We start from the raw sequence: 21,337 nt of genomic DNA on the forward strand, positions 1-21,337 counted from the left end.
AAATCTAAAATTGAATGGTTGCTGAAATTATTTGTGTTGGCACTGAATTGCTGTTAGGCGATATTCTTAATAGCAATGCCCAGTTTTTAGCCAAAGAATTAGCGAGTCTGGGAATCCCTCACTACTATCAAACAGTGGTGGGGGACAATCCAGAACGTATCAAACAAGTGTTAGAAATCGCCGTCAGTCGATCGCAACTTTTGCTCTTCACCGGAGGTCTGGGCCCCACACCAGACGACCTGACAGTCGAAACGATCGCCGATTTTTTTGGGGTTCCCCTCATAGAAAAGCCGGAAATTATCGCAGATATCGAATACAAATATGCTCAGCGGGGACGCAGCATGAGTCCCAGCAATCGCAAACAAGCTTTAATTCCAGAAACTGCGGACATTCTGCCGAACCGCAGCGGTTCTGCACCGGGCATTATTTGGCAACCAGTTTCTAACGTGACAGTAATGACATTTCCCGGCGTACCGGCGGAAATGCACTTGATGTGGGAAGAAACCGCCGTTCCTTACCTGAAAAATGGCGGCTGGTGCAGCGAAACTATTTACAGCCGCATATTGAAATTTTGGGGCATTGCTGAGTCGGCATTGGCGGAAAAAGTAGATAGTTTTCTGAATTTAACTAATCCTACTGTGGCTCCCTACGCCAATCACGGCGAAGTCAAACTGCGGATTTCGGCCCGCGCGGAGTCGTCCGTGGCTGCGAAAAACTTGATTGAGCCGATCGAACAACAATTGCGACAAATTGCCGGCTCGGACTGTTACGGTGCTGATAGCGATACCCTGGCTTCGACTGTGGGCCAATTGTTGCTCGATGCGGGGCAAACTCTTAGCGTGGCTGAATCCTGCACGGGAGGTGGATTGGGGGCGATGCTGACTGGTGTTCCTGGCAGTTCGAGCTACTTTTTAGGCGGGATTATTTCTTACGACAATCGAATTAAGGAAGGATTATTAGGTGTTAATCCGCAAGATTTAGCCGAATTTGGGGCAGTCAGCCACCAAGTGGCAAAACAAATGGCTGCGGGAGTTCGTGGCAGCCTCAATACAAATTGGGGATTGAGCATTACAGGCATCGCCGGACCCGGAGGCGGCACAGATGGTAAACCTGTCGGACTGGTTTATGTTGGTTTAGCAGGGCCCCACGGCGACGCAGAAAGTTTTGAATACCGCTTTGGCGATGCCAGAGGCCGCGATTGGATTCGGCATCTGAGTAGCTGTACGGCGCTCGATCGGCTCCGGCGTAAATTATTGTGGGCAAAAGCGTAGAAAAAATCCTACGATTGGTCAATTGTCAACAGTCATTCATAAGCTTAAGCTTTATTTAACACTCTATACTCCGATATAATTCGGCAATTTTCCTTTTGCCTCTTGATTATCTGTAAAGATTCGTTATGATAATAAGATAGGACTGATTAGCCAATATACTGACTCTCTCCATTGCTCAAAACAACCAGCAAGCGAGAAAGCAAGTTTGACCTTTGGTTTCAAAGTCGTGCTTGCTTATTTTCAGATATTTAGCCGTCGGTTTAGCAATCTAGACTATAAAAAAAGGAGCTATCCGTTCAATGGAAGACATTGAAAAGGTGCTGGAACAAATTAAAGAATGGGTTCGCAAGCTGATAGAAGGACTGCTGGGTCCCGAACCTGAACCGGAACTCGAACCGATTCGTATTCCTGTCAACCAACCGAGGAATCGCAGGTAGTCGGGACTGAATTAGAAGTTTGAGGTTTGAGGTTTGAGGTGGCAGACTGGTTCTAAATCCCAGGTCAAAACTCTCATAATTTTTGTTGCGCTGGAATTTTTAAAATTGTTAAATATCCTGGTACTTCACGGCCCTAATCTGAATCTATTGGGTCAGCGAGAACCTGGAGTTTATGGTTCTGCGACTTTAAATGATATCAACAAGTTGCTAGAACGAGAAGCGCAAGCCCTCCAGGTGCAAGTCTCAATTCAGCAGTCGAATCATGAAGGGGTATTGGTGGATGCAATTCACTCGATGTTAGGGCAGCACCAAGGCTTATTGATTAATGCTGGAGCTTATACTCATACGAGTGTGGCAATTAGAGACGCGATCGCCGCGGTGAATATCCCTGCGGTAGAAGTTCATCTGAGCAATATTTACCGGCGGGAAGCTTTTCGCCACCACTCGTTTATCGCAGCGGTGGCGATCGGGCAAATCAGCGGTTTTGGATCGGAAAGTTACCTGCTGGGGCTGCAAGCTCTAGTGAGTTACCTGATTAAAAATTAAAAATTTACCGATTGTAGCGATCGGATGAGGGCAGGTTTTAGATGGAAAACCAGCCCTTATATGTTTGGGTTTAATTCCAATTAATCACAAGAATTTGGCAAAAAAGGATACAAAAAAAAATATAAATTATAAATTACCAATTACTAACAACTTGAGTTAAATTCAAATGCGGCATTCCCTGTTGAGCAAGTTTCAAGGAACCATCCTGGGTGCAGTTTTAGGAGACTCTATAGGCCTGCAATACCAAAGGCAACTCGTGGGTATTCCCTCGCAAACAGAAGACTTGGATTCGATTTTACCCCTGACGAAACACCAACAATTGACCATAGGTGGGGCAACATTCGCGTTGAATTCCCTCAATAGCAAAATCCCAAGTGGCAAAGACTCATCCGCATCCGGGAGACTTGCGGTGGCGTGTGCTCAAAGTTTAATTCGATGTAGGGGTTTAGATTTAAAAGATTGGCGCGATACTTGGGAAGCATTTGCCAAGTCGGAAATCTACCATCCGCCAAGCACTGAGTTTGAAAGCATTTTTAATCCTTGTGAAGCTGCCGTTGCGGCGTTGCCTGCTGCGATGTTTTTTCACGAAAATAAAGCCAAGCTGCGAGAAAAAATCATGCTGGCGATAGAGGTTTGGCCAAACGAAAACAAGCCAGAATGGGAAACAGCAATTTTAGCCGTAGGATATACGATCGCCCGCTCTCTCAAAGAAAGACTTGACCCCGCGACAGCGATCGAGGAAACAATTGCCTACGTGAAAACAGAGAATGCCCTAACAGAGCTGCTGCTGCAAGTACAAATACTATTAGAAAAGGGAGCCGATTTAGAAACAGCCGCAACTCACCTGTGCAAAAGCGCCACAGCTTTTCGAGAAAGACAGGACGAGGGCAAGAAAAAAATACAAACAAAGTCAATTGTCAACCCAGGAAATTTGATTCCCATTGCCCTAGCTTTCTACTGCTTTTTGAACACCCCAGAAGACTTGCGCTTGTCAGTGGTGCGTGCTGCCCGCTGTGGCATAGCTGGACAAATAACCTGTGCTTTGACGGGAGCTTTGTCTGGAGCCTATAACGGCGTTGCTGCGATTCCTGTAGAATGGCGACAGGTATCTTCGGCTGAGGTTAAATCGCAGCAGCTAGCCGAGGGTCGAGAACCCTCGCTCTGGGGAACTGGCAGCGATGCAAAAATTGTAGAGTTAGCAAATAACCTGTTTGCTGTTTGGGCAGGAGTTTACAGGCCCGATGCCGGACTGGATTCTGCAGCACTAGCCCGATCGGTGGCTGCACCTTATGTCATTAGACCTCGTAAAATATAAAGTTGGGAGCTTTCAACGGTAAGGGGAAACCAGAAATTAGCAATTAGCCATTAACAACTCAAAAGGGAAAGTGGAAGGAGAGCTACAATTAAAGATTAAAAAGTGAAAAATTAAATGTGAAAAATTAAATTGGACGCGCCTGCCCCAACAAGCCAGGTTTAAACGAGAATATGGGGTTGGAAAACGAATAATCTACGGAGAAACACGGTTTTTAGCCCTCGCGCGCGAGTTCTGTTCAAGATAGACAAGGGAAGCAAAGAAGCTGCTTGCGTTGTTGGCTACCGTCGGGAAAGCCAACTTCTGGCGATAGTCAGGCAAAGTAGCCTGGGGGGTTGAATATTCAGCCACGGTAGTTCGGATAAACTCAATCAAGATGCCTAGTCAGAAATTCTGACAAAGCTGCTGGATAACAGTGATATATCTTCGACACAAATGAATACGCTCTCCTCATTGATGCGGCAGATTGAGCAGCTAGGGGCTGCACGCTCACTGCGCCAACACATTGCTAAAGTGCAAAATGGCGACAGCAAAGTACATACCGATCGCGCTGGCGGGTCTCTTCTGAACCGTTTGTCGCGCCAGAAATGGGCTCCGCCCGAGAATTTTACTAGATTTTCAAGTAAAACCTCCAAATCAAGCCTCAAAAATCAAGCTCGTTCCCCTATGTTGGCGCTCGTAGCTGTAGTTTCTCTAAGCAGCACTCTGGGCCACCGCTTTTACAACCAGCCGAAACTGGATGTGGGGACGAAAGCTCCTCAGACGATTAAGGCTCCTGCTACTGCTAGCGTCCCGGATTACAAAACTACTGAAGAACAGCGGAAAGCAGCGCGGATCGGGGCTGTAGCGATATTAATGCTAGATCCGGAGGTTGAGCGACAAATTTATCAAGAATTGCAACAATTTTTGCAGCAGGGGAGCGAGCTGCGGAGGGCGGTAGGCTTGTTTCCGTTTGCGAGTACCTCGGCGCTCTCAAATGCGGCTCAGGTTTACTTGCGGAGCTGTCCTGAGTGGGAGTGGCGATCGATTTTGGCGCAAGCGGGTGACAAAAGTGCAAGTTCCGAGCGATTGAGTGTGAGTTCCCCCGCAGTTGCTGGGCAGACGGAGAACAAGTCTCGGCAGGATGCTATCGCTCAACTGCAAGCTTACAGCCGATCGGTTCGGGCAGCAGACTTTCAAAGCCTGACAGACAGTATTTCCGAGGCTCGTCGGCGCTATCTCAATGCTGTGGAGGCGCTGGAAAAACCGTCGGTTTCCCGGTTGCCACAGATTTACGATACCTCCCTATTTGATTTGTCGGATGCAGCTTGGCAGAAAACGCAAACGGGCATGACTCGGGCAGCAAAAAGGATGGTGGCTCAAGGTATCCCGCAGGGGTTGCCAAAAGAGATTTTGAAAGAAGCTGTGAAGCTGCAAGTGGCTGATGAAGTGCCGTTAGAGTCCCAAGCTTTGGCGGTTGAGGGTTTAACAGCGATTTTGCAGCCAAATCTGGTGAGAGATCGCGAGGAAACCAAACAGCTAGCTGAATTAGCGGCGCAAAAGGTGAAACCGGTGATGATCGCAGTAGATCAGGGCGAGATAATTGTTGCACAAGGAAAAGAGATCTCGCAGCAAGATTTCGTGTTGCTGGACTATTTTGGTTTGAGTCGCCGGGGGGTGAATTGGCTGGGGCTGACGGGTTTTGTTTGTTTAGTCGCGGGGGCAATTGCGATCGTACTGCTGGTGGAAAGGCACTACCGCTTGCGCCGGAGAGATCATTTGCTATTGCTGCTGCTGACTTTGAGCGCGCCGGTGCTGGTGAGTTTGGGGCTGCCTTGGACGAGTTTGCCGGCGATCGGGATTTTAGCGGGCGGCTTCTACGGTTCGGCGGTGGGAGTGACTGTGGTGGGGCTGCTGTCGGCGCTGCTGCCCATTGGCTTAAATGTGGAGTTGATTCATTTAGTCGCTAGCGGGGCGGGGGGATTGCTGGGCGCTTTTATGGCCGGGCGGCTGCGATCGCGCGAGGAATTGGCTCTTTTGGGCTTAGCTCTTGGGTTGACTCAGGGCACGGTTTATCTGGTGGGGACTTTGATTGCCAGCGCCGCTGTCGGTGCGATTTGGTACGTCGTCCTCGGTACTGTGGGCGCGCAAAGTTTGGCCGGTTTGGCTTGGAGCGTTGTGGCGATCGGCATCAGCCCTTATTTGGAACACGTTTTTGACTTGATTACCCCGATCCGGCTGGCGGAACTTGCCAATCCCAACCGCCCGCTGTTGAAGAAATTGGCTGCCGAGGCTCCGGGGACTTTTCAGCACACCCTGTTTGTGGCGAGTTTGGCGGAGGCTGCTGCCCGGGAGCTCGGCTGCAATGTTGAGCTGGTCAGAACTGGCACATTATACCACGATATTGGAAAAATGCACGACCCGCTCGGATTTTGTGAAAATCAAATGGGCGGGACCAACAAACACGATGAAATTAATGACCCTTGGGCGAGTGCGGAGATTATTAAAAAGCACGTTACCGAGGGTTTGGTGATGGCGCGGAAGCATCGATTGCCGAAGGCTATTCAGGCGTTTATTCCCGAGCACCAAGGTACGATGTTAATTGCTTATTTCTACCACCAAGCGCAGCAAATTGCTGCAAAAGAAATAGAAGATTTAAAGATTGCTTTGCCAGAGGCGGATAATTCAAAGTTAATCATCCAAAGTCGGGAAGTGAGGGAGGAGGATTTTCGCTACGACGGGCCGATTCCGCAGTCACGGGAAACGGGAATTCTGATGGTGGCGGATTCTTGCGAGGCTGCTTTGCGATCGCTCAAGGATGCTACTCATGAAGAGGCTTTGAATATGGTTAATAAGATTTTGAGGGCTCGCTGGCAGGATAATCAGTTGATTGATTCGGGTTTAACGCGGGAGGATATGTCTCTAATTGCGGAGATTTTTGTGCGGGTTTGGGAACAGTTCAATCACAAGCGGATTGCTTATCCTAGCGCAGTTTTTACTCCCAGGAAGGAGAAAATTTTAAGTTAGGAAAAATAAGCTGACATTTCAGTGGTGAATTAGATTTTATTGCGATGTACCCCGCAAAGCGCCATGCACTTGAGTATTGCCGCTGACAATTACCACAGTTTGCTTGATTCCTGTGATTAGCCAATGTCTGTCTCTTTGAATCAAGGAGTGAAAATAGTTACCTCCTGTATCCAGCCGATTCTGTCCCGATTCGCGATCGGGGTCAAGTCGATAAATGCGGTACACAGATTTACATTGGGCAGCATCCCTTTTAATAGTTACCTCGTGATTTGTGCTGACGTGCAGCGTTCGCAAACCGGCAAGACCTTCTACCCGCTGTTTTATGTATTCTTCTGCGGTTACTCGTCGGGGAGTTTCCCCTCGAAATTCTCAATAGTCGATATCTATTTCGTCTGCTAGATGCGATCGCAATTTTTGCCAGTCTTGGGCATCGATCGCATTTGCACAAGCGATGATAGTATCTACGACCGCAGCGCGATCGATAATCCAGCGGATGTCTGGCAATTCGTACATAAAAAATAAATTTTGTGACTTGTGAGTTCCAAAGATTTTAATTTTTAACCACCGATGAAGGTGGCTAAACGCCGATTTTTTATGTTGATTCTATCCTTTGACTCCCGCAGCGGTTTCTGTTGGCACAATGTATTTTTGCAAGAGCAAAAATAGTCCTAAAACTGGAACAATAGAAATAATGGAACCCGCCGCAACTAAACGCCAATCTAAGGAAAATGTCCCGGCTAAATTGGCTACGCCTAAAGGTAAAGTGTAATATTCCGGCCTGTCTAAAACTAGCAGCGGCCACAGAAAGTCGCTCCAAGAACCAATAAATACGAAAATTCCTAAAGTGACTAAAGCTGGCTTAATTGCGGGAATCATGACGTGCCACCAAATGCCTAATTCTGTACAGCCGTCGATGCGGGCGGCTTCTTCTAGTTCTTTGGGAACTGCTAGGAATGCTTGTCGTAATAAAAATATGCCGAAGGCTGAGGCTAGTCCGGGAAAGATTACGCCTAAATAACTATTTTTTAGTCCGAGTTGTACTGTCAATATGTATAGGGGAATCATGACTATTTGGAAGGGAATCATGATTGTCGAAACGATCGTGATTAAGATGGCTTCGCGGCCGCGAAATTTGAGTCGGGCTAAGGGGTAAGCGGCGAGGGCACAGAAGAGGACGTTGATGCTAACTGTGAGGCCGGCAATTAGGGTGCTGTTGAACAGGTAGCGGCCGAAGGGGTTGGTTTGCCAAACTTTGATGAAGTTTTCGAGGGTTGGCTGTTGTGGCCACAGTTGCGGGGGAAATTGAAAGATGTTTTCGTTGGGGGATTTGAGGGAGGTACTGAGCAGCCACAGCAAGGGAAACAGCATTAAAAGTGCGATCGCGCTCATGATGCTGTACGTCCACAGGGTGCTCCACGGCGAGGGAGTGTGGTTTGGGGAATTTGGTTTTTTAGTTTTGAGATTGTTCATTGTTGGGATATGATAATAAGTCCTTGCTTCGTGAGAAGCCTTGTTGTCCATAAGGGGATTATTGCCATGAAACCGTTTATTTACGAAACTATGTACATTCTGCGCCCTGATTTGGGTGAGGAAATGACAGACCAGGCGATCGCTAAATATCAAACTATTTTGCGCGATCAAGGTGCTGAAAGCATCGAAACTCAGCACCGTGGCAAGCGCCGTTTGGCTTACGAAATCGGCAAGCACCGGGACGGAGTATACGTTCAAATGAACTATACAGCTCCGGGCGCTGCAATTTTTACCCTGGAGCGCGCGATGCGTCTGAGCGAAGAAGTGATTCGCTATTTGACGATCAAGCAAGATGTGCCAGATGCACCTGAAGCGGAAGCTGAAGCTGAAGTCGCCGAGTAGCATTCGTGTCAACTTAACGTCTTATGTAGTACCAGTCTACGGTTTGACGATTAGGGCCGCTTATTCCCCGGCACGCCTTTCTTAAGGGCTACTCTGTACACACAACTTGAAAAACTAACGTCAGAGCCTTTCGTTCCCCCTGGCATCCTCCTGAAAAAGACGCTAGGGGGATCTCTGGAATTGTGGGTACAGCATAGTTTTTTAAGGGCGCGACTTGATGTTAATTGAAATTATAGGTGAATGAGCGATTGTTTTTCTAGGGGAGGACGATCGCTCTTTTTTGTGGAGAGACTGCTGGGACTTAATCTATTTTTATTAACAAAGAAAGCTCGCATTTTGAGGATGGCGAGGGCGATTCACTTTGGCTCAACTCTATTATCTAGTTGACTACAAAAAACTTGACTATGCTTGAGCATAGCTGCTTAATCATTGTAAATTAATTGTGATTCGCTATTTATTAAATTTACTGTTAACTAAAGCAAATTCAACTCCCTTGAGAGACAAAATTCTGCATCTATAACTCTGAACCAAACTATAAAGTTATTTTTGCCCTTGGCAATTACGTAGCAGCCACAATGTGGCTCTTAGAAGACGAATATTGTCAAATTTTGCCCACTGCTGCTTGAGGTTGGGCCTGAATCCACTAGCCCAAGCTCGATCGCACTCCCTGCAACCTGCATCGAGATTCTCGCCCCATAGCCCAATTGTAAAGTTTTGTGACAATTTTAATTTGGTAGCTTTAGATACAGAATTGTCTGTTATAGTGATAGAAGAGAAGAAAAAACCAGCTCAACATTAATCTAAAGAATACGGAGAAACCGCATATGTCTACTGAAAATCAAGCTCGCTCTCTGATGATGCGCCACCACCAACTGGTGAAGAACCGCCAGCAATCCATGCTCAACCGCACCGCCACCGAAGTCGGGATGGAAGATACCCACTACTGGGGTCATATTCAAGGCAAACCGCAGCCCAGCTTTCAAGCCAGTTACGATCGCAGCAACGCCACTATGAGCTAGGGCAATCTCAATTTCGACAATTGTCTACGAAGTCATTACCTATAGTTTGGAGAAATCAGTTATGTCAACTCAAGAACAAGCCCGCACCCTGATGATGCGCCATCAACACGTCGTCAAAAACCGTCAGGAATCAATGCTGAGCCGTGTGTCTGCTGAAGTTGGTTTAGATGCTGGCTCTCCAGCGAGTATCGATCGCAAATAACTCCTTTTTTCAACGGCGAGATAGTTGAATCGAGTTTGTTGTTTGCCAGCTAAAAATTAATAATGTCAATTACAAAACCGTCGCGACTTCTTCTTGAGTTCTAACTCTAGATTGGAAGCCGCGATTAGTTTTATGGGGTTGGTTAAAGACAAAAAGTGACTCACAGCCTCCCTGAACTGCATTTCCACGCCGGGGAACCAGAAAACGAGCAAACCCTTACAAAATTAAGTTGTTCGCAATCTAAAATCTAAAATCTAAAATCTAAAATGATATAATCCCCTTTCAGCAGATTGAAGGCTACTAGGGAGGTCATCATGTCGGACTGGAAAGAAATTGACGGCGGAGTTACAGCACCCAGAGGGTATCGAGCATCGGGAATTACAGCGGGTTTGAAGCCTTCAGGCTTGCCAGATTTAAGTTTAATTTTGTCAGAGGTAGACGCCATCGCCGCTGGAGTTTTCACAATATCGACTGTCCGGGCTGCTTGCGTGGACTACTGCCGCCAGCGTTTGCAAGCTAAACCCAGCGCCAAAGCAATTTTGTGCAATGCGGGACAAGCTAATGCTGCTACTGGCGAACAAGGTTGGGCAGATGCCCTCGAAAGTGCCAAATTGTTGGGAGAAGCGCTGAATATTCCTCCAGAATCTATTCTTTTGGCCTCCACTGGCGTCATCGGACAGCGGATAAAAATGGAGCCGCTGAGGGCGGGAATTCCGCGATTAGTTGCTGAGGCATCGGAAACTGGTTCCGATGCGGCGGCTAAGGCTATTTGTACGACTGATTTAGTGCCCAAAATGATCGCCCTGGAAACCATGTTTGGCGATCGACCCGTCCGCATCGGCGGCATTTGCAAAGGTTCGGGAATGATTCACCCGAATATGGCAACAATGCTGGCATTTGTAACTTGCGATGCAGCAGTGTCATCGCATTTGTGGCAAGAAATGCTGAGTCGGGCTGCTAACAGAAGTTTCAATCAAATTACTGTTGACGGCGATACCAGTACCAACGATTCACTAATTGCTTTGGCCAACGGTCAATCCCGCACACCGGCAATTACGGAAATGGGGGCGGATGCTGAAAAATTAGAGGCGATGCTAACAGAAGTTTGCGTACATTTAGCAAAGGCGATCGCCCGTGACGGCGAAGGTGCAACTTGTCTGGTAGAAGTGCAAGTTAGTGGCGCGCTGGATGAAGTTTCTGCGAGTAAAATTGCCAAAACAATTGTCGGTTCTTCTTTGGTGAAAGCTGCTATTTTCGGACGCGATCCGAATTGGGGCAGAATTGCGGCGGCGGCTGGGCGCGCTGGTGTACCTTTCGATCAAGAGAATTTGCGGATTCAATTGGGGGATTTTTTGATGATGGAAAACGGGCAACCTAAAGAGTTCGATCGCGCGGCAGCAAGTAATTATATGAAAGCGGCTGCGGAGGGAGAATATTTGAAGGCTGATACGGTTGTAATTCAGGTTAGTGTCGGGAATGGCAGCGGTTTTGCAAAAGCTTGGGGATGCGATTTGAGTTACGACTACGTGAAGATTAATGCGGAGTATACGACTTAAATAAGTCCAGGCGGTTACAAGTCCGGGCGGTTAGAAACCGCGCCTACAGAAACACAACCAGACGAGAGCGGGTTAAAGGCAAATTTCACACAATTTAAACTCAACTTCCCCCCGTGGGGGGAAATTTAAAAATCTGAAACCTTTACTCACCGACTTAATCTCAGCTTTTTTGCTACTCATTTTAAAATCGCTGAAGCCCTTACAAAGATAAGCTTTTTATGATTTTAACAAAAGAGCGCTAAAAATATTATTCAGACTAAGTTTCAAGACTTTTTAAGCTTATTATTAATAAGTCTAAGCTGTCGCGCATTTAAATGGTATATTCAGGGCGGGCGGGACGCCCAACCCCTACTCCCCACAAGACTTTATTTTTTTGACATATAATTTAAATGCCGCAACAGCTTAATATAAAGTTTGAAAACACGCCCTAACCAAAACTATCGGAGACAAACACATAGCCACCACCATACCCGACAGCATTATCCACTAATATTAAGCCGTCATTGGTCTGCGGCTCGCCACTCTGAGCAAGTCCATAATTAACCACGCGCAACAACCGCTGCGGCGTAAACGATTCCAATTCCACAAAATTGCCTGCATCTAGCCATGCTAATTCTTCGGCTGTTAAACTTTGCCTTACAGCGTCGGGTAATTGACGGGCTGTTTGTGCCATTGTTTGAGATTGCTGCACAAACATATCGCGGGTTGCTAAGATTTGACGGGGAGAAATTCCCAAATCAAAAATCGTCACCGCTTGATTCGCAAACCAGTTTGGATTAGTTCGCAGTTGATGCACTAAACCAACGCCACCAGGACTCGCATTGTGGAGTGCATACACTTTTAAATCGGCATTACGGCGCAGCATTTCGATGACGGTGTTGAAGATGCTTTGGGGATAGCCACTAATACTAAGAATGGCGCAGTTGTTTTCAAAATGGACGTTGTTGGCAATGAGGAATTGAGCTATTTCGTCACTGTCACAGATAATTGCGCGATCGAAGCTGTAGGCGCTAACTTCGCGATCGATGGTTGCGGGCAAAGCCTCTTGACGAGCAGCAGGCAGCAGTTTTTCTAATGTGCCGTTTACTGTTTGCCAGTCTCGCAGCCATTTATCGCTCTGCGCTTGATTAACGAGAAATATTTCACCCGTTATCTGTGGGCGTTTTTTTTGTGAAATGCCGAGCCAGTAGGAAAATAGCCCTAGTGTAATCGCTACGATGTATCCTGAAGAATAATCAAATATTAGGCTTCCTGAAATGCCCAGCACTAAAATAATTCCCCCTAAAATCTGGAGATTTTTAGCATTATTTCTTCTGCCGCGAATACCTTGAGCAGGAGATTTGCTGTAGTGGAACAATCGCCCGATCCAAATCAAATTGTAGAGAGCGAAGAGAATAATTAATGCGAATTGTGAGGGGAAAATAGCAAGAGCGAAGGTAAGGCCGAAGGTTCCAGCAAATACGCTAAAAAATAAGTAGAGAAAAATCCAACTGGTTTCTGGGGCGCGAGATTTAAGCTTTTGGTCAATAAAATACAAAAACTGTTTGTGCGTAAAAAACAACATATTTTGGCTCGAAATATTTTCGATCGCATTTTTGAAAAAGGGATCGGTGAATGCCAACTTTTTATCAGTGACGGTAGTGGGTTCAAAGACAAACGGATGGTTGCACTGTTTGCAGCGACCTGAGTTGGTGGTACGATCGCTCAAAATGTTGTCGGTATTACACTGGACGCATTTCATTCCCATGTCGGTTACTCCTGATTGATTTAATGGATTTATATCGTTGACGGTTGTTTTGGAATGATTTAACCGCAGAGGCCGCAGAGAGCGCAGAGGAAGAGAAGAGAGATAATAAGTAGAAGGAAGAAGGAAGTTCGGCAACGGATTCTGTAACGGATGTAACGGATGTCAGTCCGATGGAAGTCGCAAGAAGGAAGAAACAATGCCCAATGCCCAATACCCGATTAAAATATTTGCCCGTTTAACAAGATAGAATAGTCTTCTCGCTGTCGAATTAATCGATCGCCCTTAGCATCAATCAACACCTCAGCAGGGCGGGGGCGGTGCAGAAAATGCGACGACATCGCATAGCCGTAAGCCCCGCTATCCAAAATCGCGATCGCATCTCCAATTTTGAGTTTCGGTAGCCAACAGTTGCGCCCCAAATAATCCCGCGAATAAGTCGTGTTGCCGCAAATATCCGTTTCGTGTCGCGATACATCGCCAGTTTCCCAAGTGGCGATCGCCCGATAGCCCCCGTGCACCGCAGGTACCGATAGATTTGATACAGTCGTATCCACACCGACAATTTGCCGAGTGCCCAACCACTTCACCGACACAACTTTCGCAAGCAAAACGCCACAACCTGCGATCGCCGATCGTCCCGGTTCAATCACCAACTCGATCGGGCGAGATAGCGCACTCAATCGTTCAGTAATCGCCGCACCAAACTCCCGCCAGTCAAACACCGCACCGCCTCGATAGGGATAGCCAAAACCACCGCCAAAATCTAGGGTTCGCCAATCGGGCAACATTTGGGCGATCGCAATTAGGCGATCGATCGCCTGCGTAAAAGCACTCGTGGCGTTAGTTCCCGTCCCCCGATAAAAATGCAATCCGGTAATCCTCAACCCCTGCTGCTGCGCGATTTCGTTGGCTTTTTCAAATTCGGCGGCACGTACTCCAATCCGACTGTCTCCCGTCAATTCTGGTGAGTTGAGGCGCAGTCCAATTTCGGCACGGATCGATCGCGGTTGACTCCCGGAATATTCGCAAAAATCTTGGAGTTGCGACAGACTATCGAAGTTAAATCGATCGATCTTCCACTCGATCAATTGCTGAATATCCGCCCTGTTTAGGTTACTGCCGGTGTAGACAATGCGATCGCTCGTAAAACCCGCTTTCAGCCCCAAAAAAACATCCCCCGGTGTATTCGCGTGTAGCCCCCAACCAGCCTCCTGAATCAATTGCAACAGAGCAATATTGCCGTTGGTGACGCTAGCAAAATGAAACTGAACGTGCGGATAGTCGAGCGATCGCGTAATATGGTCAAGGGTCTGACGGAGGATCTCGGCCTGATACACATATAAGGGTGAACCATAAGTTGACAAAAGTCGCTCAGCCATTGCTTCGGAGAACGGCGGCGAATGTGTTTTGGTTTCATTCTGTAGCAAAGATTCGGTCATATAGAAGAAGTTCGGCAACGGATTTTGTAACGGATGTAACGGATGTTCGGCAACGGATTATTTAACGGATTTAACGGATGTTCGGAACAGGGAAGATTGTAAAATCAACTGTCAACTGTCAACTGTCAACTATCAACCATCAACCTCCTTCGATATTTCCAAATGCGCTGCCCGATCGCCGGTGGCAACCAAAACACATGATCCAGCGATCGCTTAACCGGAATTTCGCCTAAAACCTCGGTTCGCCATGCCTGCCACATCAGCAGCAACCAGAGATTATTGCCAATATAGCGATCGCGCATAGCAACTCCGAGTTGTCCCGATAACATCGCATCGGCCAAATGCGGCTGCCAGCAATTTTGCGATCGCAACAGATTTGGATTCAGCCGATCGCCGATCGCAGCCCAAAACTCGCGGTAATACCAAACCTTCAACGGCACGCCCATCCCGCGCTTTTCCCGCCAGACAATTTCCGGCGGCAACCAGCGTTCGGAGGCTTTTTTGAGGATGTATTTTTCGCACGCACCTTGCAGTAGCAGCTCGCCAGGGAGTTGAAACGTCCATGCTGTGAGGTCGGGGTCGCAGAAGGGCGATCGCACCCACAAACCGCAAGCAAACGCCAATGCCGTTGCCCTCGGCTGAATATTTTGGGCACCTTTGAGCATCAGCGAAGCGCGCCGCAGCCTCGCTAGCAGGGAAGGACAGGTTTCAGGATCGATCGCGTCTTGCAAGTAAACGCTCAAATCGTGAGACTGGATGCGATCGAGCATTTCTGGCGAAAAAATCTGTTTTTCATAACCATAAAATCGCTGAAACGTCCGCAAATACTGCTGTTCAAAAGTTTCTTTTCCGGCAGGATGTTCGGCACTGTAAACTCCGTTGGCAATCAAAGGCTTGTTTGTCCATCCAGCAAATAGCTGATCGCCATTCTCGCCATTGAATACAACTCGCACCTCTTGCGCCGCCGCCTGTTTGAGCAAAAACAGCGGGGCTGTTGTGCCGTCTCCATAGGGTAAATCGAGGGCTTTGGCGGTTGGCCCGATCGCCCGCAACACTGCATCGCCCGTCGCCGCCACTCGGATCAGCGGAATCTGAAAAAAGTCCGCCACCTGTTGGGCGTAGGGCAGTTCGGAATAGGCTTCGACACCAAAATCGAGGGCATAGGCGCGCACTTGCAAGCCTGCTTTCACTAGCAGCGCCGTCACCAGGGAAGAATCGATGCCACCGGAGAGTAAAACGCCTACGGGTTCGTCGATCGGCAAATCGGCGACTTGTCGATCGATCGCCTGTTGCAACAGCCCTTGCAATTGTGCGATCGCCTCGTCTTCACTCCGCAGTAATTGGGGCGCTTCCTGCCAAGCTGATTGCAGCGATTGCACTTTCGGTAACGGCATCGCATCACCATCTGCTATTTCCCAAATCATCTCGCTTCCGGCTGCTACGGATGCAATTTGGTCGATCGGCGTTAACGGCGTCGGCACGTAGGAAAAGCAAGCATAACTGTGTAGCGCGATCGGGCTAATTTGAGGGGAAGCAATCAGCGGTAGCAGCAATTGCATTTGCGTCGAAAACCAAATCGTTTCTCCCAACTGCATCCAATAAAGCGGCACTCGCCCAAACGGATCGCGCCCCAGCCTTAGCTGTTGGGCTTCTACCGCCGCCCAAGCATCTCCCGGTAAATGGGTTGGCCCAAATCGCCCGCAAGCATTCAGCGTTACTGTGTCAGCCGTGAGTACAGATGCAGAGGCGATCGCCCAGTCTGATAATTTGCCCTGCCGAATGCAGTAATCTGGGACTAAACGGCTGAGCGTTTTTGTGCGATCAGTCTGTCCCCAGTAGCCGATGAAATGTGAAGGTTTGCCGATCGCACCCATTTATTTCACCACGAAAGGTTCAGTGCCGATCGCGCGCCCATCCAGGGACATCCGAACCTCCCAGTTTCCCGGCTGGGAAGCCGATCCGAGATCGTAAAAACAGTGAGTATTCCAAACCGCAGTATCGATCGTGCGAGTTGTATACTTGCTTTGACGAACGATTTGACCGCTGGGATTAGTCCAGTCGCATTGCAGAGACAACTGATTGCCGATCGGGGCATTTTGCAACGTCACCTGGTAGTAGATGCGGGGATTAATTTGACGGTTGACTTGAGTAAGGCTGTCACCACCTTTTTTCGATAGCGCAATCCTGTCTTCTCCTCCCACAACCTGAGCAGTTTTTTGTTGCTGATTTTGCCCGAACAGCACGCCTATACCGATCGCCGAAATCACAACTGCTGTCGAGGCGAGCGCAATCCAACGGTTGCGTCGCTGCTGTTTTTCTAGGACTTCGCGGCGGTGCATTTGGGCGATCGCATCTTCAAGAAGCTCATCAGGCAAATTCAACTCCCGTAAAATTTCTCTTACCTGAGCGGTTCCCAATTCTAACTCGCGCTGCTGCGATAACTTGTCTATTTCAGCGACAACCTGTGCTAACTGAGCTTGAGTGAGTCGAGTTTCCATAGAGTTCACCATTAGTATCGGTAAAGTTCTTTCCGACTAGAAATTAAATATAGCAATCATCTCTCTCTTCTCTTCCTCTGCGCCCTCTGCGCTCTCTGTGGTTAAATTATCCATACTATTCAATAAATAGCTCTCAAAGTCAATTCATAAAAATCATAAGATTGACCTCATAAAAATCATATTTGTATAAAATCCAGACTGGCAAAATCCTCTACTTTTTGGGAATCAGTTAAATCCAACTTTCCTAAATCCAGCTTTTCCTGTTGGCGATTCAACCAAATTGCATTTAACCCAGCACTTCTCGCACCGCAATAATCAGCTTTGAAACTATCGCCAATATGTAACACATTTTCCGCAAGGCAATTGTGTTTCTGCAAAGCTGCGGCAAAAATTTGAGACTCTGGTTTGGCGGCACCAACTTCGGTAGAAATTGTGATTGATGTGAAATAGTCAGTTAAATTGAGTGATTTTAAGACTGCATAAAGTCGCGAATCGAAATTCGAGACTACGGCTAATTCAATGCCTTGTTGCTGCCACCTATTTAATGCGGGCAATACGTCTGGATAGACAAACCAAGGTTCAGCAGTTGCAAAATGAGCGTAGAGTTCGGCAAAGAATTTTGGAAAGTCTGAAAATTCGTCAAAAACGCCTGCTATTTGAAAAGCTTTCGCCGAAACTGCTAGCCACCATTCAAATTCAAATTGGGGAATTTTTGCTAATTTTATTCCGGGAAATGCCATAGGACTTGATTCGGCAAAACTTTGGAAAAATGCTGCATTTAACTGTTCGTTGTTAACTGTTACTCCAAAATTTCGAGCTAATTGCCCGTATACTTCTCCGACGCTGCCGCGAACGTCAAATAGCGTGCCTGCAGCATCTATAAAAATTACTTCGGTCATTTGTTATGAGTCATTAAGGCGTTGCTTAATCAGGGTATGAAAAAAATCAGTTGAAAATCGAGAAGCTTTGTGGATACTGGTTTCTATGATTTGCATATTTAGCCTTTCATACCATAAATCAGCAACGCCTGAGTCATTAATTATTAGTCAGTCAACAGTCAACAGTCAACTGTTGTTAGTTGTTTGCGGATTCACCACACCAGAATGATTGGCAATATTGCCCGCAGGTTCAAATCGACCGCCTAAATATTTGGCTAGGAATTCTTCGGCGATCGCATAAAAGTGCAGGCGATTTTCAGGCCGCGCAAATCCGTGTCCTTCGTCTGTATAAAGCACGTATTCTACAGGTTTGCCGGCTTGCTTCATGGCATTGACAATTTGCTCGCTTTCTGCGACTTTAACTCGCGGGTCGTTAGCACCTTGGGCGATGAGTAAAGGTTTCTGAATGCGATCGACAAAAGATAAAGGCGATCGCGATTTCAGAAACTCTGGTTCTGTTTCCAAATTGCCTACGCGGTGATACAGATTTGCTCTGCCAGATTCCCAGTAAGGGGGAATAGTTTGCAGCAGCGTAATCAAATTGCTTGGCCCGACAATATCGACGGCGCAGGCAAAAACATCGGGACTAAAAGTCAATCCCACTAAGGCGGCATAACCGCCGTAGGAACCGCCCATAATCGCAATTTTATTCTGTTGGGCAATTCCTGTTTCTACCAGCCAATTAACCCCATCTAGCAAGTCGTCGTGCATTTTAGCTGCCCATTCGCGATTGCCGGCATTGAGAAAGGCTTTGCCGTAGCCGGCGGAACCGCGAAAATTGATTTGCAAAACGGCGTAACCCCGGTTAGCCAGCCATTGGGCTTGTGGGTTGTAACCCCAGATATCGCGTGCCGAGGGGCCGCCGTGAACTAGCAAGACTGCGGGTACGGGTGTGGCGACGCCGACAGGTTTTGTGAGGTAGCCGTGAATGGTTAAACCATCTCTTGCGGTGTAAGAAATGGGTTCCATTGATGATAGCGGTAGCCCTTCGAGTTTGGGTTGGTTGCTGAACAGGAAGGTGAAGGTTTTGGAAGCGCGATCGTACACATAGTAGTAAACTGGGCCGTCGTCTGTCATATAAGCGACTAGCCAAGTGGTATCGGCGAGGTTGCGGCTGGTGATGGAGAATTCGCCGGGGCGGAATTTGCCGAGATCCTCAAAATCCTCTGCTATGCTTTGGTCTAAAATCTGCCACTCTTGCTTGTCCTTGTAGAAGGAAACCGCCTGAATCTCTCGCTTGGTGGGGTGTACGACAATGCCGCCGACATCGTATTCTGGGTCAGAGGCGAGATCAGTTTCTTGTTTGGTTTCTAAGTCTAGTGCGATCAAACGTTCGGCGTTAGCATCATGATTGCCCATCATGTAAAGAATTTTGCCGTTTTCTGAGAACATGACGGCACCACCTTCCTCATCGGGCCCCCACCTTCGCAGGCTTTCCCAAGACTTGTCGCCGGTTTCTCGAAACACCAATTCTGAGCCACCATCGGCAGTTGTGGCTGTGGCCGCCCGCACTTGAAATTGGGCGTCAGCAGTCCAACCGACGATGTTACCTGGGTTGTCGGTGTCAAATTCAACTGCACCATTTTTGAGGTTGATGCGGTAAACGTCGTGTTTGCTGCGATCGCGGATGTTCATTCCCACTAATATTTCATTGGGGAAGTTGCGGTCAAAGGCGATCGGCTGAGCTTGAACGCCTTGAAATGGTGTCAAGTCGCGAACCAGATTTGACTGGATATTGACCGAGAATAAATGCCAGTTTTCGTCACCCTCGGCATCTTGCAGGTAAATTAACTCTTCGCCGCTGTAAGTCCAGAAAAAGATGCGGATGCCTCGTTTTTTATCTGCTGTCAGTTGGCGATCGTCTGCTTGACCGACGGTACGCAATTGCACTTGCAAAACGTTGTTTTCATCTGGTGCAATGTAGGCGAGATACTTGCCGTCGGGTGAAAGTCGGGGGCTAGTTTTTTCGGGATTTCCGAACAAAATTTGCCGCTGAATTAGGGGCGGAAGTTCGGTTTTTGGCTGTTGAAATGTGGAATTTTGCATTTTTTATGGTGGCTAATATTCTATTATCTACACTCCTCAAGAAAAAACTCGGTCTTTACCAAATCTGCAGGTAGTGTAGTAGTGAATTATTTGCGTGAAAAGCCCGGTTTTTGGGCTGCCCTCATAAGTCCTACGATCAACAATCAACCGTCAACGGTCAACAGTTAACGGTCAACAGTTAACGGTCTACAATTAACTAACTTTTCAGCAAATCCTGAATCGGCTTGCTAATCCAATTGAAACCAACTTTTAGCTGATGGTCAAATGTTGGCATCCGATAGAGATAAGCTAGGCGGCGAGCAATGTGCGCTAATGGCCCGTCGAGTTTAATTCCTAAACCTGCCATGGTGGCGTTGTCAATCCCTAATGTCATCATTTCTCCTAGCGGCTGATAGCGGAAAGGAAGTAAAGGACGGCCAGTGAGGGATGCCCAAATGTTCCAGGCGGTGTAGTCAGCTTGCTGGAAGGCTGTTTGGGCTGTTGCGGGGACTTTTTGATTAGTTGCATCGTGACATTCAGCTAAGTCTCCCAAGGCAAATATGTCTGGATGGTCGATAATTTGCAATGTCGGAGATGTAATTAATTGACCGCGCTGGTTTTGTTTGAGAGGTAGCGATCGCACTGCTTGACTAACTTGAGTTCCTACTGTCCACAGCACTATGTCTACGGGGAGAACATCTAATTGTCCTTTGTAAAGTAAGGATATGGTGTCCGATCCGATCGCCTCTACTTCTGTTTCTAAGTCGATCCACACTTTCCGTTTTTCTAAAGCTTGGGTGGCGGCTTCGCGGTTAAACTCCGGTGATGTCCGCAGAATCATGTCCCCTTGCTCGACTAACCGCACGCGACCTTTGTCTCCGAGTCGATCGGCTAATTTACAAGCTAATTCTACTCCCGAATAACCGGCGCCGACGATCGCCACCCGAATTTTGTCGTTGTTGCTGGCTTCTAAAAACCGCAGTCTTTCTTCTAAGCGGTAGGCGTCGTCGAGAGTGCGAAACGAGTAAGCATATTCAACCGCACCCTTGACCATATCTAGGGGCGTTTCGCCACCTAAAGCTAAAACAAGGCGATCGCACGGAATTTCTGGCCCGTCGTGCAACTGCACTCGCTTTTGCTCCACATCGATGCCGGAGACAGTGCCTTGACAAAAGCGCACGCCTGTATTTTCCAATAGTTCGGCAAATGGTGGAGCAATTTCCCAGGTTTGGAGTTCGCCGGTCAGGAGTTCGTACAGCAGGGGAACGAACAAAAATCGATCGCGGCGGTCAACGAGAACTATTTCGGGTTTTTCGGTTTTGGAGAAGGGTAACTGACTCAAGCGCAGGGCTGTGTAGAGTCCGCCGAAGCCTCCGCCGAGAATGCAAATCCGGGGTTGTTGTTGAGTCATGGTGTTTTGTTTGAGGGGCGATCGGTAGCAAGGCAACTTATCTTATTCTAACGAGAGT

Annotated in this window: 19 protein-coding genes; 9 read left to right on the forward strand and 10 right to left on the reverse strand. The window is 47.8% G+C overall.

Features of this window, described 5'->3' with window-relative positions:
- Positions 1-14 precede the first annotated feature (14 nt).
- From QUA74_RS13965 to QUA74_RS13985, 5 genes are all read left to right on the forward strand, one after another.
- Positions 15-1,271 (forward strand): competence/damage-inducible protein A, encoded by a 1,257-nt coding sequence (locus QUA74_RS13965; RefSeq protein ID WP_333329661.1) that lies wholly within the window; start codon positions 15-17, stop codon positions 1,269-1,271.
- A gap of 299 nt (positions 1,272-1,570) precedes the next feature.
- Positions 1,571-1,708: a hypothetical protein gene (locus QUA74_RS13970; RefSeq protein ID WP_242718572.1), complete on the forward strand. Its 138-nt coding sequence runs from the start codon at positions 1,571-1,573 to the stop codon at positions 1,706-1,708.
- 105 nt (positions 1,709-1,813) lie between these two features.
- Complete coding sequence (aroQ, locus tag QUA74_RS13975) at positions 1,814-2,254, forward strand: type II 3-dehydroquinate dehydratase (RefSeq protein WP_242718570.1); 441 nt, start codon at positions 1,814-1,816, stop codon at positions 2,252-2,254.
- 166 nt (positions 2,255-2,420) lie between these two features.
- Positions 2,421-3,569 carry an ADP-ribosylglycohydrolase family protein gene (locus tag QUA74_RS13980; protein ID WP_333329666.1) on the forward strand — a complete coding sequence of 383 codons (1,149 nt, stop codon included), beginning with the start codon at positions 2,421-2,423 and terminating at the stop codon, positions 3,567-3,569.
- 432 nt (positions 3,570-4,001) lie between these two features.
- Positions 4,002-6,572 carry an HD family phosphohydrolase gene (locus QUA74_RS13985; protein WP_445302147.1) on the forward strand — a complete coding sequence of 857 codons (2,571 nt, stop codon included), beginning with the start codon at positions 4,002-4,004 and terminating at the stop codon, positions 6,570-6,572.
- Between the two features lie 36 nt (positions 6,573-6,608).
- On the opposite strand, the gene QUA74_RS13990 is transcribed toward QUA74_RS13985, so the two are convergent.
- The 3 genes from QUA74_RS13990 to QUA74_RS14000 form a co-directional block, all read right to left on the reverse strand.
- Complete coding sequence (locus QUA74_RS13990; protein ID WP_333329669.1) at positions 6,609-6,866, reverse strand: hypothetical protein; 258 nt, start codon at positions 6,864-6,866, stop codon at positions 6,609-6,611.
- 75 nt (positions 6,867-6,941) lie between these two features.
- Entirely contained in the window at positions 6,942-7,085 is a 144-nt protein-coding gene (locus QUA74_RS13995; RefSeq protein ID WP_333329672.1) for a hypothetical protein, read from the reverse strand.
- A 90-nt stretch (positions 7,086-7,175) separates the two neighbouring features.
- A complete protein-coding gene (locus QUA74_RS14000) occupies positions 7,176-8,093 on the reverse strand; it encodes a carbohydrate ABC transporter permease (RefSeq protein ID WP_445302148.1) in 918 nt (305 codons plus the stop codon).
- A 15-nt stretch (positions 8,094-8,108) separates the two neighbouring features.
- On the opposite strand from QUA74_RS14000, the gene rpsF reads away from it, so the two are divergent.
- The 4 genes from rpsF to argJ all read left to right on the forward strand — a co-directional run bounded on the left by rpsF (position 8,109) and on the right by argJ (position 11,221).
- The gene (gene rpsF / locus QUA74_RS14005; RefSeq protein ID WP_006631907.1) at positions 8,109-8,444 is read left to right on the forward strand and encodes a 30S ribosomal protein S6; all 336 of its coding nucleotides are present in this window, start codon (positions 8,109-8,111) and stop codon (positions 8,442-8,444) included.
- Positions 8,445-9,268: 824 nt separating this feature from the next.
- Entirely contained in the window at positions 9,269-9,463 is a 195-nt protein-coding gene (locus tag QUA74_RS14010; protein ID WP_006631905.1) for a hypothetical protein, read from the forward strand.
- Between the two features lie 61 nt (positions 9,464-9,524).
- A complete protein-coding gene (locus QUA74_RS14015) occupies positions 9,525-9,665 on the forward strand; it encodes a hypothetical protein (RefSeq protein WP_333329678.1) in 141 nt (46 codons plus the stop codon).
- 314 nt (positions 9,666-9,979) lie between these two features.
- Positions 9,980-11,221, forward strand: a complete 1,242-nt coding sequence (argJ, locus tag QUA74_RS14020) for a bifunctional ornithine acetyltransferase/N-acetylglutamate synthase (RefSeq protein WP_333329681.1) — start codon at positions 9,980-9,982, stop codon at positions 11,219-11,221.
- 427 nt (positions 11,222-11,648) lie between these two features.
- On the opposite strand, the gene QUA74_RS14025 is transcribed toward argJ, so the two are convergent.
- The 7 genes from QUA74_RS14025 to QUA74_RS14055 form a co-directional block, all read right to left on the reverse strand.
- Positions 11,649-12,968: a hypothetical protein gene (locus QUA74_RS14025; protein ID WP_333329683.1), complete on the reverse strand. Its 1,320-nt coding sequence runs from the start codon at positions 12,966-12,968 to the stop codon at positions 11,649-11,651.
- Between the two features lie 218 nt (positions 12,969-13,186).
- A complete protein-coding gene (locus QUA74_RS14030; RefSeq protein ID WP_333329686.1) occupies positions 13,187-14,407 on the reverse strand; it encodes a decarboxylase in 1,221 nt (406 codons plus the stop codon).
- A gap of 125 nt (positions 14,408-14,532) precedes the next feature.
- A complete protein-coding gene (locus QUA74_RS14035) occupies positions 14,533-16,281 on the reverse strand; it encodes an asparagine synthetase B family protein (protein WP_333329689.1) in 1,749 nt (582 codons plus the stop codon).
- Complete coding sequence (locus QUA74_RS14040) at positions 16,282-16,905, reverse strand: DUF3859 domain-containing protein (protein ID WP_333329692.1); 624 nt, start codon at positions 16,903-16,905, stop codon at positions 16,282-16,284. It lies immediately after the preceding gene.
- A 176-nt stretch (positions 16,906-17,081) separates the two neighbouring features.
- On the reverse strand, positions 17,082-17,804 hold the full coding sequence (locus QUA74_RS14045) for an HAD-IA family hydrolase (RefSeq protein ID WP_333329695.1): 723 nt from the start codon (positions 17,802-17,804) through the stop codon (positions 17,082-17,084).
- Between the two features lie 165 nt (positions 17,805-17,969).
- Entirely contained in the window at positions 17,970-19,889 is a 1,920-nt protein-coding gene (locus QUA74_RS14050; RefSeq protein WP_333329698.1) for a S9 family peptidase, read from the reverse strand.
- Between the two features lie 196 nt (positions 19,890-20,085).
- Positions 20,086-21,279: an NAD(P)/FAD-dependent oxidoreductase gene (locus QUA74_RS14055; protein ID WP_333329701.1), complete on the reverse strand. Its 1,194-nt coding sequence runs from the start codon at positions 21,277-21,279 to the stop codon at positions 20,086-20,088.
- Positions 21,280-21,337 lie beyond the last annotated feature (58 nt).

The organism is Microcoleus sp. LAD1_D3, from assembly GCF_036702135.1.
In the GTDB taxonomy this organism is placed as follows: domain Bacteria; phylum Cyanobacteriota; class Cyanobacteriia; order Cyanobacteriales; family Microcoleaceae; genus Microcoleus.

Bases quoted from the DNA above. Each gene is read 5' to 3' on its own strand.
- QUA74_RS13965 (WP_333329661.1), top strand. From the start codon at position 15: ATGGTTGCTGAAATTATTTGTGTTGGCACTGAATTGCTGTTAGGCGAT.
- QUA74_RS13970 (WP_242718572.1), top strand. From the start codon at position 1,571: ATGGAAGACATTGAAAAGGTGCTGGAACAAATTAAAGAATGGGTTCGC.
- QUA74_RS13980 (WP_333329666.1), top strand. From the start codon at position 2,421: ATGCGGCATTCCCTGTTGAGCAAGTTTCAAGGAACCATCCTGGGTGCA.
- QUA74_RS13985 (WP_445302147.1), top strand. From the start codon at position 4,002: ATGAATACGCTCTCCTCATTGATGCGGCAGATTGAGCAGCTAGGGGCT.
- QUA74_RS13995 (WP_333329672.1), bottom strand. From the start codon at position 7,085: ATGTACGAATTGCCAGACATCCGCTGGATTATCGATCGCGCTGCGGTC.
- QUA74_RS14000 (WP_445302148.1), bottom strand. From the start codon at position 8,093: ATGGACAACAAGGCTTCTCACGAAGCAAGGACTTATTATCATATCCCA.
- rpsF (WP_006631907.1), top strand. From the start codon at position 8,109: ATGAAACCGTTTATTTACGAAACTATGTACATTCTGCGCCCTGATTTG.
- QUA74_RS14010 (WP_006631905.1), top strand. From the start codon at position 9,269: ATGTCTACTGAAAATCAAGCTCGCTCTCTGATGATGCGCCACCACCAA.
- QUA74_RS14015 (WP_333329678.1), top strand. From the start codon at position 9,525: ATGTCAACTCAAGAACAAGCCCGCACCCTGATGATGCGCCATCAACAC.
- argJ (WP_333329681.1), top strand. From the start codon at position 9,980: ATGTCGGACTGGAAAGAAATTGACGGCGGAGTTACAGCACCCAGAGGG.
- QUA74_RS14025 (WP_333329683.1), bottom strand. From the start codon at position 12,968: ATGGGAATGAAATGCGTCCAGTGTAATACCGACAACATTTTGAGCGAT.
- QUA74_RS14030 (WP_333329686.1), bottom strand. From the start codon at position 14,407: ATGACCGAATCTTTGCTACAGAATGAAACCAAAACACATTCGCCGCCG.
- QUA74_RS14035 (WP_333329689.1), bottom strand. From the start codon at position 16,281: ATGGGTGCGATCGGCAAACCTTCACATTTCATCGGCTACTGGGGACAG.
- QUA74_RS14040 (WP_333329692.1), bottom strand. From the start codon at position 16,905: ATGGAAACTCGACTCACTCAAGCTCAGTTAGCACAGGTTGTCGCTGAA.
- QUA74_RS14045 (WP_333329695.1), bottom strand. From the start codon at position 17,804: ATGACCGAAGTAATTTTTATAGATGCTGCAGGCACGCTATTTGACGTT.
- QUA74_RS14050 (WP_333329698.1), bottom strand. From the start codon at position 19,889: ATGCAAAATTCCACATTTCAACAGCCAAAAACCGAACTTCCGCCCCTA.
- QUA74_RS14055 (WP_333329701.1), bottom strand. From the start codon at position 21,279: ATGACTCAACAACAACCCCGGATTTGCATTCTCGGCGGAGGCTTCGGC.